This is a genomic window from Priestia sp. SRI_019 (assembly GCF_057586255.1).
Window position 1 is genome coordinate 1,783,707 of sequence record NZ_JBYCZN010000001.1, and the last position, 13,687, is coordinate 1,797,393.

14 protein-coding genes are annotated in these 13,687 nt (G+C 37.7%); 13 read left to right on the forward strand and 1 reads right to left on the reverse strand.

Annotated elements, in window-relative coordinates; genetic code table 11:
• The first annotated feature begins 523 nt into the window (after positions 1-523).
• From AC2YJL_RS09715 to AC2YJL_RS09730, 4 genes are all read left to right on the forward strand, one after another.
• Positions 524-1,348: a pyruvate, water dikinase regulatory protein gene (locus AC2YJL_RS09715; protein WP_195696694.1), complete on the forward strand. Its 825-nt coding sequence runs from the start codon at positions 524-526 to the stop codon at positions 1,346-1,348.
• Positions 1,349-1,468: 120 nt separating this feature from the next.
• Positions 1,469-2,971, forward strand: coding sequence for a malate:quinone oxidoreductase (locus tag AC2YJL_RS09720; RefSeq protein WP_195696695.1), 1,503 nt, complete (start codon positions 1,469-1,471; stop codon positions 2,969-2,971).
• 250 nt (positions 2,972-3,221) lie between these two features.
• A complete protein-coding gene (locus AC2YJL_RS09725; RefSeq protein ID WP_369360995.1) occupies positions 3,222-3,881 on the forward strand; it encodes a 2OG-Fe(II) oxygenase in 660 nt (219 codons plus the stop codon).
• A 420-nt stretch (positions 3,882-4,301) separates the two neighbouring features.
• Positions 4,302-5,126 carry a thermonuclease family protein gene (locus AC2YJL_RS09730; protein WP_195696697.1) on the forward strand — a complete coding sequence of 275 codons (825 nt, stop codon included), beginning with the start codon at positions 4,302-4,304 and terminating at the stop codon, positions 5,124-5,126.
• Between the two features lie 66 nt (positions 5,127-5,192).
• Here the strand turns inward: AC2YJL_RS09730 and AC2YJL_RS09735 are convergent, their stop codons facing one another.
• Positions 5,193-5,336, reverse strand: coding sequence for a hypothetical protein (locus AC2YJL_RS09735; RefSeq protein ID WP_153254062.1), 144 nt, complete (start codon positions 5,334-5,336; stop codon positions 5,193-5,195).
• 159 nt (positions 5,337-5,495) lie between these two features.
• Here AC2YJL_RS09735 and AC2YJL_RS09740 point away from each other — a divergent pair, with 159 nt between their 5' ends.
• The 9 genes from AC2YJL_RS09740 to AC2YJL_RS09780 all read left to right on the forward strand — a co-directional run bounded on the left by AC2YJL_RS09740 (position 5,496) and on the right by AC2YJL_RS09780 (position 13,651).
• Positions 5,496-6,050 carry a GNAT family N-acetyltransferase gene (locus AC2YJL_RS09740; protein WP_195696698.1) on the forward strand — a complete coding sequence of 185 codons (555 nt, stop codon included), beginning with the start codon at positions 5,496-5,498 and terminating at the stop codon, positions 6,048-6,050.
• 197 nt (positions 6,051-6,247) lie between these two features.
• Positions 6,248-6,808: a hypothetical protein gene (locus AC2YJL_RS09745; protein WP_034651039.1), complete on the forward strand. Its 561-nt coding sequence runs from the start codon at positions 6,248-6,250 to the stop codon at positions 6,806-6,808.
• A gap of 199 nt (positions 6,809-7,007) precedes the next feature.
• Complete coding sequence (locus AC2YJL_RS09750; RefSeq protein WP_369360992.1) at positions 7,008-7,838, forward strand: YitT family protein; 831 nt, start codon at positions 7,008-7,010, stop codon at positions 7,836-7,838.
• A 312-nt stretch (positions 7,839-8,150) separates the two neighbouring features.
• Complete coding sequence (locus AC2YJL_RS09755; protein ID WP_195696700.1) at positions 8,151-8,564, forward strand: DUF4395 domain-containing protein; 414 nt, start codon at positions 8,151-8,153, stop codon at positions 8,562-8,564.
• A gap of 233 nt (positions 8,565-8,797) precedes the next feature.
• A complete protein-coding gene (gene nikA, locus AC2YJL_RS09760) occupies positions 8,798-10,321 on the forward strand; it encodes a nickel ABC transporter substrate-binding protein (RefSeq protein WP_195696701.1) in 1,524 nt (507 codons plus the stop codon).
• Between the two features lie 2 nt (positions 10,322-10,323).
• Entirely contained in the window at positions 10,324-11,265 is a 942-nt protein-coding gene (gene nikB / locus AC2YJL_RS09765) for a nickel ABC transporter permease (RefSeq protein WP_487374718.1), read from the forward strand.
• Positions 11,262-12,068 carry a nickel transporter permease gene (nikC, locus tag AC2YJL_RS09770; RefSeq protein WP_195696703.1) on the forward strand — a complete coding sequence of 269 codons (807 nt, stop codon included), beginning with the start codon at positions 11,262-11,264 and terminating at the stop codon, positions 12,066-12,068. The genes nikB and nikC overlap by 4 nt, the downstream gene beginning before the upstream one ends.
• Positions 12,069-12,073: 5 nt before the next feature.
• On the forward strand, positions 12,074-12,871 hold the full coding sequence (locus AC2YJL_RS09775; protein WP_195696704.1) for an ABC transporter ATP-binding protein: 798 nt from the start codon (positions 12,074-12,076) through the stop codon (positions 12,869-12,871).
• A 9-nt stretch (positions 12,872-12,880) separates the two neighbouring features.
• Positions 12,881-13,651, forward strand: a complete 771-nt coding sequence (locus tag AC2YJL_RS09780) for an ABC transporter ATP-binding protein (RefSeq protein WP_195696705.1) — start codon at positions 12,881-12,883, stop codon at positions 13,649-13,651.
• Positions 13,652-13,687: the final 36 nt, after the last annotated feature.

A 13,687-nucleotide genomic window follows, 5' to 3' on the forward strand; every position in this document is an offset into this window, starting at 1 on the left:
ATCGTCTTTTAGGCGGTGTTTTTAGTATGTATAAGGTAAAAAGTAAACCGTTCATTATTTTTAGTTATAGCACTCTTAGCTAAAAAGAATAGATAAGAATAAATCTTCTATAATTTAAAAATCATGTTATAAACAACATAACTATTCTCGTGCCTATTCCTGCAAAACGCCTCTCAGCCCTGATGAGTGCCACCATGCCAAAGCATAAAACATTTTGAAATCTAAACTTTTTCTTTCTTCAAACTTTTTATAAAATGCGTAGAAAAGGGATTGTATCTCCGTATATTTAATGCTAATATAACATTTAACGAAAATAGTATAACATATTTAGCTTTATTTTATAATTAGTATGACATAAACGTTGAATTAGATCGTTTTTTTTGAAGTGTTTATAATCACATGTCCAAAATATTAGTCCATTCATTACGAATAAAATATGTATCTTGCAAGCTGCTAAATAATAGTTAAACAAAAAATACTAGCGTTATTAAACTATTAAAATCAAAGAATAGGAAGATTTAATGTGAATAAAAGAAAAATTGTCTATATAGTTTCCGACTCAGTAGGTGAAACGGCTGAGCTGATGGTAAAAGCAGTTTTAACTCAATTTAGTGGAGAAGATATTGAAATTCAAAATACTTCTTACGTAGAAGATGAGGGAAATATTGATAATATCATTGCTGAAGCAAGGTATAATGAGGCCATCATTGCGTATACCATCGTCATTCCACCTTTAAAACAGTATCTTGACAAAAAGGCACAAGAAGAAGGAATTGTAGCCATTGATTTAATGACTCCTCTTATGAGTGCCTTTAGCCAAACTTTTAATAAGGAACCTAATCTTCAACCGAGATTAACGAGAAAATTAGATGATAACTATTTTAGAAGAGTAGAAGCAGTTGAATTCGCTGTTAAGTATGATGATGGACAAGACTTCAGAGGTATCAAGCGAGCTGATCTAGTGTTGATTGGTGTTTCGAGAACATCAAAGACGCCACTTTCTATGTATTTAGCTCATAAAAGTCTTAAAGTAGCGAATATACCGTTAGTTCCAGAAGTGACGCCTCCTGATGAACTTTTTACTATTCCGAAAAATAAATGTATTGGTTTAGTTATTACACCGGATAAGCTCAATGAAATCCGAAAGGAACGATTAAAAAATTTAGGTTTAGCGTCTCGAGCCAACTATGCCAATGTAGATCGAATCCTTGAAGAGCTGGACTATGCTGAGAAAATTATGAAGCGCATTGGCTGTCCTATTGTTAATGTCTCAGGTAAAGCAGTTGAAGAAACCGCTGAAGTGATATTGAGCATGTTAAAAAAAGATAAGATGAAAGGGTATGTATAAAAACTCCCATTATGTAAGACAGATAACTTGTCAGACATACTTAATCTATAGAGGGTCAGGTAGAACAGGCGTGTTGCTAAAAGGTGCTTTTTAAAAATACAAAAGATAAGGAAGATTGTGATGGGCAATGTATATAAAAAAACAGACGTTATCTTAATTGGGGCCGGAGTTATGAGCGCAACGTTGGGGTCTTTACTAAAAGAGTTAGCGCCGGAATGGGAAATCAAAGTATTTGAGAAACTCGCAGATGCAGGAGAAGAAAGCTCAAATGAATGGAATAATGCAGGGACGGGCCATGCTGCACTGTGCGAGTTGAACTATACATCTGAACAAGCTGACGGATCTATAGATATTACGAAAGCAGTGCGAATCAACGAACAGTTTCAGCTTTCAAGACAGTTTTGGTCGTATCTTGTAAGCAGTAATTTAATTCATCATCCGCAAGAGTTTATTATGCCAATCCCTCATATAAGTTTCGTACAAGGAGAAAAGAACGTATCCTTTTTGAAAAAACGTTTTGAAGCGCTATCAAATAATCCGTTGTTTCAAGGGATGGAGTATTCGGATCGTCCTGAAAAGTTAAAAGAATGGATACCGCTTGTTATGAAAGGCCGTACATCGACTGAAGCAATTGCGGCAACCAAAATTGACTCAGGGACGGATGTGAACTTTGGAGCTTTAACTCGTATGTTGTTTACACATTTAAAAAGTAAAAGCGTAGAAATAAACTATAACCACAGCGTTGAAAATCTGACACGTACCGCAGATGGCTCGTGGGAAGTAAAAGTACATGATATTCATAGCGGCAAACAGGAATATCACACGGCGAAATTCGTTTTTATTGGAGGAGGAGGCGGAAGTCTGTCTTTACTCCAAAAAACGGGTATTCCCGAGTCCAAACATATTGGAGGGTTCCCGGTAAGCGGATTATTTATGGTATGCAATAATCCCGAAGTTGTAGCTCAGCATCACGGGAAAGTATACGGAAAAGCGAAGGTTGGGGCTCCGCCGATGTCGGTTCCGCACCTTGATACACGCTATATCGACCGCAAAAAAACACTGCTGTTTGGACCTTTCGCCGGATTTTCACCAAAGTTCTTAAAAACGGGTTCAAATTTGGACTTAATCAATTCTGTAAAACCGAATAATATCTTGACGATGTTAGCAGCAGGCGTCAAAGAGATGGGCCTAACGAAATACTTGATTCAGCAGGTGATGTTGTCCAATGAAAAGCGTATGGAAGAACTTCGCGAGTTTATTCCAAACGCAAAAAGCGAAGAATGGGATATCGTCGTAGCGGGTCAGCGTGTACAAGTAATCAAAGATACGGAAGCCGGAGGTAAAGGAACTCTTCAATTTGGTACAGAAGTTGTGAGTTCAGCTGATGGTTCCGTTGCTGCATTGCTCGGGGCTTCGCCAGGTGCTTCGACTGCCGTTCATGTTATGCTTGAAGTGCTAGAAAAGTGTTTCCCCCAGCATATGAAGAAATGGGAATCAAAAATAAAAGAAATGATTCCTTCTTACGGCTTGTCACTGGTAGAAAATCCAGCGCTTTTTAACGAAATTCATGCTTCTACAGCACAAACGCTTGATTTAAGTAAAAAAGAACTTGTGTACCGATGATTTTAAGCAGCTTTTGACACATGTGCTTTAGATTAAAAGAATCTTTTAGGAGCTGTTGTAAAGTATTAAAAATATAGGTGAAATCTATAAGAAAAAATGAGGGAGCTCCGTTATATGACGGACTTCTTTTTATTTATTTCCTTTATTAGCAGAATTTACTTCGTATTCATGATATAATTCTTATTAGTAAGCGTTTACATATAATGGAGTGAAGAATTGGAAAATAGCTATTTCGAGGAGCCGATAAAAGATGATTCTAACTAATACATCTTTACTAACGAAAGAACAAACGATTTTTAATCATATAGGGAATAAAGTTAAATTAGAAGACAGAGAGATTAATATTGTTGCTCGATTTGAAGAGCCTCTTGTTCTAGTTTTAGGAAATGTCCTAAGTAACGAAGAATGTGACGAACTTATACAGTTATCCAAAGATAAAATGCAGCGATCAAAAATTGGTGCTGCACGTGAAGTAAACAGTATTCGAACGAGCAGCGGCATGTTTTTTGAAGAAAGCGAAAACGAGCTTGTACATCAAATCGAAAGAAGACTTTCTAAAATAATGGGACCCTCTATTGAATATGCTGAAGGTCTTCAAGTTTTAAAATACTTGCCTGATCAAGAATACAAAGCACATCACGATTATTTCACTTCTGCAAGTAAAGCATCTAAAAATAACCGTATTAGTACATTGGTTATGTACTTAAACGATGTCGAAGAAGGAGGAGAAACTTATTTTCCTAAGCTGGGTCTTTCCGTATCTCCAACAAAAGGAATGGCCGTGTACTTTGAATATTTTTATAGTGATGCTGAACTTAATGACCGTACTCTCCACGGGGGAGCTCCTGTTATAAAAGGAGAAAAGTGGGTCGCTACCCAGTGGATGCGCAAACAAAAAATTCGATCGTAAAAACAAAGGTTTGAAGAGCCCTATTAGCTATTGTTAATGAGGGCTCTTATTTATGTTACAGAAAAAATAGCAATCATGTTAGCTAGTTATTATATTGAAATATTCATACTTATTCTATTTGTGCGGCTATTCCTTATTCTTATAAGCCGGTAGACGATAAATGTATTTGTAGTGTAAAATATCCTCATGATTAAAAATCTGGATACACGAAAACGAAAAATGTGTTCGTGAGATAAAAATAAAATAGATGCCATTTAAATAATGATTTTAAAACAGGTAACCAATTTTTATAACAGGTGCACGAAAAAACTCGTGAAAGGTATTTTCACGAGTTTTTGTTTTTAGGTGATTTACACTATTTATAAAATCATTTTACTTTTATATAGTAGATAGGGAACGTGTTAAAGGAGGACCCGGGTTTTGAAAGAAATAAAAGCAATTATTTACGCGATGCTCGCGACGTTTATGCTGCTTCTTACTGGATGCAGCGATGAGCAGGCAAGTCATTCAACCACATCTTCTACGGATACAAAACAAGCAGTTCAAGTAGAAAGTTCATCAGATCAAGAAGACGATCATAGTCCTTCTAAAGCAAGTCGTGAAGATGTAGTAGGTGAGGCAGCTACGGCAGAAAGAGTGGTGGATGGTGATACGCTTAAAGTGAAAATGCTGAACGGAAAGAGAGATCGAGTGCGACTACTTCTTGTCGATACCCCTGAAACAAAGCATCCCAAACTAGGCGTACAGCCCTTTGGTCCAGAAGCATCTGCTTACACGAAAAAAAGGCTAGAAGGGCAGGAAATCACTCTTGAATTTGATGTGCAGGAACGTGATCAATATGGACGCTTGCTTGCGTATGTATGGATAGACAATGAGCTGTATAATGAAGAGCTGCTAGCAAAAGGGTTAGCCCGCGTAGCGGTATTTCCTCCTAATACAAAGTACGTAGATGAATTTAAGAAAATACAGGAGCAGGCTCGAAAAAGCGAAAAAGGCATCTGGAGTATTGAAAACTATGCCCAAGAAAAAGGCTATAACACGGATGCTGTAAAAAATCAGTCCTCTTCTAAACAAAAGGATACTCAGTCTGCCAAAAGCTGTGAAGGTAAAATAAAAGGAAATCAAAACTCTAAAATTTATCACGTGCCAACAGGGGCACACTACAGCCAAACCATGAACAACGTCATTTGGTTCTGTACGGAAAAAGATGCGCAAGAAGCAGGATACACAAAAGCAAAAAACTAACAAAGAAATTCAGTAGCTGCTGAGTTTCTTTTTTTGTGAGTTCCGTAAGTATGTGTATAGGATTGGCTAAATACCATCCAACAAAGAGCGACCAATCCGTATAAGAAGACGCAGTGGCCATATGAGCAGCTGAGGCACCTGTAAAAGAATTTCTGCTAAAACTTCCCATCCACTTACCGTAGTATCTTTCTGCTGACGGCGTTTTTTCATAGTCATCATCCATTCATTTGAAAATATACATTAATTATACAATGAAAGGAAGATTAGGAGTTAATTTTTTCTTTCTTTTCTTTTTCGTGTTAAAGTAGATAGGTAAGAAGGTTTGCTACAAATAACGCAAGCGAAGAGAATAAAGGGAGTTTGAAAATCGTGAAAATAAGGAAAGCAAGAAAAGAAGATGCTTCTGCTGTAACGGAATTACTTTATGACATGCTTGGCAGTATTGCGCGCTCTCACACAGCGGCTACAACGAATGAAGAAGCGCTTTTAAGACTTAAAGCGTTTATTCTGTCTGAGAAGAATCGCTATAGCTATCATCATATTACAGTCGCAGAAGTCGATGAGAAGGTAGTTGGACTTATGCTTTGCTACGAAGGAAGTATGTTACAAACGCTTTATGAACCAGTTAAGCGTTTTGTGCGTGCTAAACTTAATAATCCAGCGTGGGAAATTGATATAGAAACTGAACATGGAGATTATTATATTGACTCTCTATGTGTAGATGAAGCTTACCGTGGAAAAGGGATAGGAACGGCTCTTTTAAATGTAGCCAAGCAAGAAGCCAAAAAGCGTAAGATGTTTTTATCGTTAAACGTTGAATATAATAACCTAGAAGCCAAAAAATTGTATCAGCGTATAGGCTTTCAAGAGTATAAAACCATTTTTATTGATAAAAAACCATTTTTTTATATGAAGACTGCCTGAGCATCTTTACGGTAGTATTTTTTGTGATAAAATGGATATATAAGTAAAATAATAAGAACCAACAGCTCAGCACTTTTGCTGAGCTTTCCTGTAAATCGCGTAAACGTATCAAAATGGAAAGAATCCTACATCCAATGGACCATAAGCAAGCGGTCATGAAAGTATGTTTGCTGATGTGCCACATGAAAGGAGCGTGCATGAACATCAGAGATCTTCCGTTTAATATGAGTTATCGATTTAATGAACAGCTTCGAGAAGTTCCGGTTAACCCACACCAAATGAAGCAGGGAATTATCTATTTAAAGAAACGAGCTCTTGAAGAAGAGGATGAGTGTGCCGCTGCTAAAACATATGGACATATTGGTGTATATGAGCGCATACTTGGAGAATTAACGAGCAGTGAAAGACATCTGCTGCTGGCCATTTATCTATATGACCGGCATGCTGATACAATAGGTGAATTTTTGAATACGATCCGACTTGGACATACATATCACTGGCAAGAACAGTGGGATAAAGCGAATGAAACGTTTCAGCTACTCATTGAACAATTAAAAGCAGATGAAGACCTTCACATATATGAAGACTTTGTCTATCAGCATTATGGAAAATGTTTACTTGATCAGCGGGTTGTTTCCAGAGCACATCACTATTTTCAACGTGCGTTAGAAATTCGATTGAAAAAAGGCGATAAAGAATTAATTGAGTCAACTAATTCCTGCATACGTCTTTGTTTAAATAAATTAAAACATTCCTAGTATACATAAAAGATAAATGACTCATAGCCTTGGTTACACATAATGCATAAACTTTCCGTTTGACAAACGTATTTGAACATATTATAGTCATACATGGCAATTTAAGAATACGTAATATAAAAACTAAACATAAGCGTCTCTTCTCTTTTGGAGAAGGGGCTTTTTTATGTGAATTTTTATGCCGAGGAGGGTTTAATCGATGAGTAAAACAGTAAAAGATGTCATCTTTTTATTAATAGGTTCGTTTGTATTTTCACTTGCAGTTAACATGTTTGTCATTCCAATAGGACTAGGTGAAGGCGGCGTTACGGGTATATCAATTATTTTATATTATACAACGCATCTTTCAACGGGCATCACTAACTTTATTTTAAACGGTATCTTGCTTATCGTAGGGTATAAATTTTTAGAGAAAAAAACCATCGTCTATACGATGATTACGATTATCGCTACATCTATTTTTCTTCATGTAACTGAAGGCTGGGGTCTTCAGTTACATGAAGAACTCATTGGCATGATTTTTGCCGGTGTACTGCTAGGCGTTGGAATTGGGATGATTTTGCGAGTTGGTGGAACAACAGCAGGTTCAGCCATTATTGCTCGAATTCTAAATAAGTTTTTAAACTGGAAAGTCAGTCATGCACTTTTAATGGTTGATTTACTAGTGGTATTGGCTTCTTATTTTATTATTGGAATCGAAAAGCTACTATTTACAATCGTCATGCTGTACATTACAACAAAAGTAATTGACTTCGTTATTGAAGGGTTCGATGCCAAAAAGGCCGTTACCGTTATTTCAAGCAACAAAAACGAAGTAGCGGATCAAATAAATGAACAGCTTGATCGCGGAGTAACGATTCTAAACGGTCGAGGAAACTATACAAAAGAATCAAAAGAAATCTTGTATGTAGTCATTAATAAACAAGAGCTTATTAAACTTAAAAAGCTGATTAAAAAAATTGATGATGAAGCATTTGTGATTGTACACGATGTACGAGATGTAATTGGAAAAGGCTTTCTAAGTGCATAATGCTGTGGTTCTTGGCAATTTTTTCTGACGTTGGTGTTCTCCGGAAAAGTATGATATAAGTGTGTCTAGAGACAATTCAATATACGAAAGGAAGAACCCATATGCGTAATAAAAGGCATGTAAAACGTCTTCTTCAACGTCGAATTCGTTCTTTACGATACGTTGTCTTGATTTTATTTACGATACTGATCTTAAAGTACGTTAGTGAAATTATGTAACTTTTTTATATGAGTCTTATCGCTGATTTGGAGTGCTTTTTCTTTTAATTTAGTAAACCAATTTGTATAATAGGTTTTAAGAAGGAGGAGTTCCATGAGCATTCCCAAACCATTAGTTCAGCTTAATCAACTCTTTATCGTTATAACGGTTTTGATCGCTTTACTTGCGGCAAAGTGGCTTTTACTTTTGCCTTTTCTCGTTGGAGTAGTCACACTTGCAACAAAGCGTAATCCCGTAATTATGGCAGGGAAAACGCTTCTCAAAAAGCCTGCTTCTTCTTATCAAATGGAAGACCGGGATCAGCAGCTTTTTAACCAATGGATTGCAACGATATGTATGGGAGTTGCTTTCATTTCTTTTTTAGTGGGTTATACGCTTGTCGGCTATGTATTTAGTATAATGGTCATTCTTGCTGCTGGTGTAGCACTGATGGGATATTGTATAGGCTGCACGATTCGTTATCGATATATGATGTGGAAATATAAAAGAAAAAAACACGCTGCATAAACAAAGCCTCGATAAGGCTTTGTTTTTTTATGCTCATTTGTATGCGTTAATCATCATAACGGGTGAAAACAAGTGTTGGAGCGCCTATATCCTTCAAAAACCTTTGTTGACAAAGTAAGGTAAACAAATTAAACTTTTTATGATAATAATAATCGTTACGATTTAAAAGGGGGAAGTTATAGTTAGAAACCGTACATAAAAAAAGATAGTTTTGAATAAAGGAGGGGTTTTATATGAGAAAAAGGATAAGTTTGCTATGCTTAACGCTTGCTGCGATAGGTATGCTAGTGGCATGTTCGGCTAACTCTGCGAGTACCGAAGAAAAGAGTGAAAAGAAATCACTTACTTTTGTATCGAATTTTCCAAGTGACACGCTCGATCCACAGTTAAATTATACAACTGTACGAGCCGGTATTGCCGAAACGTTAGTGAAAGTTAATGAGCAATTACAGATTGAACCGTGGCTTTCAAAAAAGTGGAAAACAGAAAATGATGGGACGACCTGGGTGTTTGAGATTAGAGACGGGATTACGTTTCAAAATGGCAAGGATCTGAATGCTGAAGCTGTGAAACATTCGTTAGAAAGAACGATAAAAGAAAGCGAAGCAATGAAAAGTGCACTTAAAATTAAAGAAATGAAAGCCAGTGGCCAAATCTTAACCATTACAACAACAGAGCCGCTTGCCACGCTGCCTTCTGAACTTGTTCATCCAAATACAGCAATTATTGATGCTGATGCTCCAAATAAAAAAAGTAAACCCGTGGGAACAGGGCCATTTAAAGTAGCTTCGTTTAAACAGGATAATGAAATGAAAGTAAAAAAATATAAAGAATACTGGGGCGGGGAACCAAAATTGGATGAAGTTGTGTTAACATTTAATGATGATGAAAATGCAAGAACGTCCGCTTTGCAATCAGGTGAAGCCGATATTGTATACCGTCCGGCTATTGAAAGCTTAAACACATTAAAAAAAGATTCTTCTATCGTAGTAGATATACAGCCGAGCCTGAGAAATCAAATGCTTTTCTATAATTCAAGGCAAGAAGCGTTTAAAGATAAAAATGTTAGAAAAGCGTTTGATGTATTATTAAATCCAAAAGACGTTGTCGATACAGCGCTTGCAGGTCAAGGATCCCCAGCAAATGGTCCATTTTTAAAGAGTTTAGATTTTTCGAACGATCAAAAAACGAAAACCTATGGACCGAGTGAGGCTCAAACATATTTAGAAAAAGCCGGTTATATACTCAAGGATGGAAAAGCAATAAAAAATGGAAAACAGCTTTCCTTTAAGCTCGTTACATACCCTTATCGTCCAGAGCTGCCTTTAATGTCACAAATGCTTCAGTCAGAAGCAAAAAAAATTGGTGTAAAAATAGACATTCAACAAGTAGAAAATATGGACGAATATATGACAACAAAAGATGAATGGGGAATCGTTACATATAGTCTAGTAACCGCGCCGCGAGGAGATGCAGGATACTTCTTTAATGCTCTTTACATGGAGGGAGGAGCATTTAATGTTGGGCATTTTCATGAACCAGCATTAGCATCCATTATTAATGAGCTTAATAAAACCGTTGATCAAAAACAGCGCAATAAGTTAGCAAGACAAGCCGGAGAAATAGCAGAAAAGGAAACGCTGCACTCTTCGATTGTTCATCCGAATAATTTTGTGGCCTATAGAGACAATGTGAAAAATTGGGTCACAACCAAAAGTGAATACTACGTGATAACAAAGGATTTAGATGTGAAATAGATATGAAATTAATTGGTAAAAGAATAATAGAATTACTCATTTTTTTAGTTATCCTATCGTTTCTCAGCTTTGTTTTGATGAAGCTGGCTCCAGGAGACCCAGTTAAGCAAATGCTCCGCGTAGATGACGTGGCAGTTTCTGAGGAACAAATAAATAGTTTGCGAACAGAGCTAGGGTTTAATGAACCCGTATATATTCAATATGTAAAGTGGCTGAAGCGCTTTTTTCAGTTTGATTTAGGATCTTCATATATGATAAAAGAGCCTGTCATTAATGAATTAGCCGAGAAGTTTCCGGCTACGCTGCGCTTAACGGCTGCATCTTTGGTTGTGATGCTGCTAATAGCTGTGCCACTCGGCACGCTGTCAGCACTATACCAGAATAAGTGGATTGATTATCTCAGCAGAAGTATTTCCTTAATTGGAGCGTCTATTCCCAGCTTCTGGCTCGGTCTTTTGTTTATACAGCTGTTCTCCGTGCGTCTTCAATGGCTTCCTTCGATGGGGACAGGCACAGCAGCTCATCTTGTGCTGCCTTCTTTAACACTTGGTTTTGCCATGTCCGCTGTGTATATGCGAATGGTTAGAGCTAGTCTGCTAGAAGGACTGAAACAAGATTTTGTACGATCCGCTCGAGCAAGAGGAATAAGTGAAAGCCGCATTTTTATTTTTCACGCGTTCCGGTATAGCTTAACGCCCATCCTTACCATTTTAGGAACGAGCTTAGGCAGTTTGCTTGGAGGAACGGTCATCATTGAAGTGCTTTTTGCTTATCCTGGCATTGGAAAATTAGTTATTGATGCGATTATGAATCGCGATTATCCTGTGATTCAAGGGTATATTTTGTGGATGGGCCTGTTTGTTGTGTTAATTAATTCACTTGTGGATTTGAGCTACAAATATGTAAATCCCCAGCTCTATGTAAAGGGAGGGGATAAAACGTGAAAAAGCCGCAGCTTCCTTTTGTAGTGGTAAGCGTGTGTGGTATTGCGCTTATTTTATTTTGTCTGTTTGGAAGTCAGCTAACACCGATGGATCCAACACAAGTCAATATGCAAGACCGGCTTCAAAAATCCACCGGTGATCACTGGTTAGGAACTGATCACTTAGGCAGAGATCTCTTTTCACGAATCGTAGCTGGAGCTCAGACCACAATTGGGACTAGTTTTCTTGTCTTAGCTCTTTCTCTTTTGATTGGAGTACCCGTTGGCTTAGTTTCAGCGTATATTGGAGGAAAAATAGACCGCTTTTTAATGAGAATTGTAGACGCTTTTTTAGCTTTTCCTGACTATATTGCAGCCATCGTCTTAAGCGGACTGTTAGGGCCTGGATTATTGAACTTAATTGCTGCGATGGTTATTGTAAAGTGGGTTAGTTATGCAAGGGTAGTGCGCAGTATTGTGCTTCAAGAAAAGTCAAAAGAATATGTGCTGATCGCTAAATTAAACGGAGTGGGAACACTGCCTTTAATCCTGCGCCACTTTCTTCCTCATGTGGGAGGACATATTCTTGTTCTTGCTACGCTGGATATAGGGAAAATTATTTTAATGATGGCTTCACTATCCTATATTGGACTAGGGACTCAGCCGCCTACTCCGGAATGGGGAACGATGCTAAATGAAGGCAGGGCCTACTTTTACAATGCTCCGCAGTTAATGTTGATACCAGGCTTGGCCATTATTTTATTTGTGCTGACGTTTACAGCTTTAGGTGAATATATTCGAGGAAAATATCAAGTTAGTCGGTAAAAGAGGTGATTGTCATCGTTTTAGAAATAAAACATCTAGTCATTCATAATAAAACAAAACAAATTGTAAAAGGCATTTCTCTTACAATCGAGCAAGGACAGTGGATGGCGCTCATTGGAGAAAGCGGAAGCGGTAAAAGTATCACTGCTGCATCAATAGGAAGGTTGTTGCCGTCAGGTGTCACGCTTAAAGGAGGCTCTATTACTTTTAAGCAGGAAGGATATGCGCCTATCCTTGGAAAAGATATTTCGTATATCTTTCAAGATTATCGAAGCGCCTTTACGCCTTTTTTAACAATCGGAAAGCAGTTTGATGAAACGATTCGTACACATTGTAAACTGTCTAAAAAAGATAGGAAAGCTGCTATTTTTCAGGCTCTAAAAGCTGTGAATTTACCGAATGAACGCGTGTATAAAAGCTATGCTTCTCAGCTGAGCGGTGGACAGCTTCAGCGAGCAGCGATTGCTTTAGCACTGGTGATGAAGCCTGCCTTGATTATTGCAGATGAGCCAACTACTGCTTTAGATAGCGTGGCAGCAGCTGAAGTTCTTCAGCTGCTGTATAAGCTGAAAGAAGAAGCAGGCTGTGCCATTTTATTCATTACCCATGATTTGCGTCATGTGCGGAAATATGCAGACCGAGCAGCCATTATGTTAGCAGGAGAAATCGTGGAAGAAAACAGTATCGAATCTCTGTTTCAAGCTCCGGATCACTTTTATACAAAAAAACTGTTTAACGCCATTCCTTCTTTACAGAAAACGCCTGATCGATTGTTAGATACGCAGAAAAAAGTGTTGATATAGGAGTAAGATATGAAAGAAAAAAGTATATTACGCGTCACGGAGCTGGTGAAACAGTATAAAGACGTTAAAGCGCTAAATAATGTTTCCCTGCATATCGATAAAGGGGAATGCTTAGGGGTTGTTGGAGAAAGTGGCAGCGGAAAAAGTACGCTTGTAAAAAGTGTGCTAAGGTTAACAGAAATTCAGCAGGGAGAAGTATGGTTTGCAGAGAAACCTCTTCACCGGTTAAAAGAAAAAAAACTGCAGCAAGCTCGTCTAGGCATGCAAGTTGTATTTCAAAACCCCGCGGCTTCTTTTAATCCAAAAGTAAAAATCATCGATTCTTTGCTCGAGCCTTTGCGGCAGCAGCGAACCGTTCCTTCATTTTTATCTCATGTGAGCAGAAACGAAAAAGAACTCGCTTTTTATTTGTTAGAAACAGTCGGGATTAGCGCAGAATATGCGTTGAATTATCCTCATGAACTCAGCGGTGGACAGCTTCAGCGTGTAGCGATTGCGCGTGCCATTAGCGTAGGTCCGTCTCTGGTGCTATTAGACGAGCCAACAGCGAGTCTTGATGTTACGGTACAAGCGAAAATTTTAAATTTATTAAAAGATTTGCAGGAGACGTTTCAGCTATCTTATTTGTTTATTTCGCATGATTTAGCAGCGGTAAATTTTATGAGTACCCGCATGATAGTTATGCAGCAAGGTGAGATTATTGATCAGTTTGAACGTGCAAAGCTATTTGATAAAAACAGGCATCCCTATACAAAAAAGCTTGTGCGTTTATTTGAATAGAGAGTAAAGCTCTTCGTTTAATATACTAAACGAAGA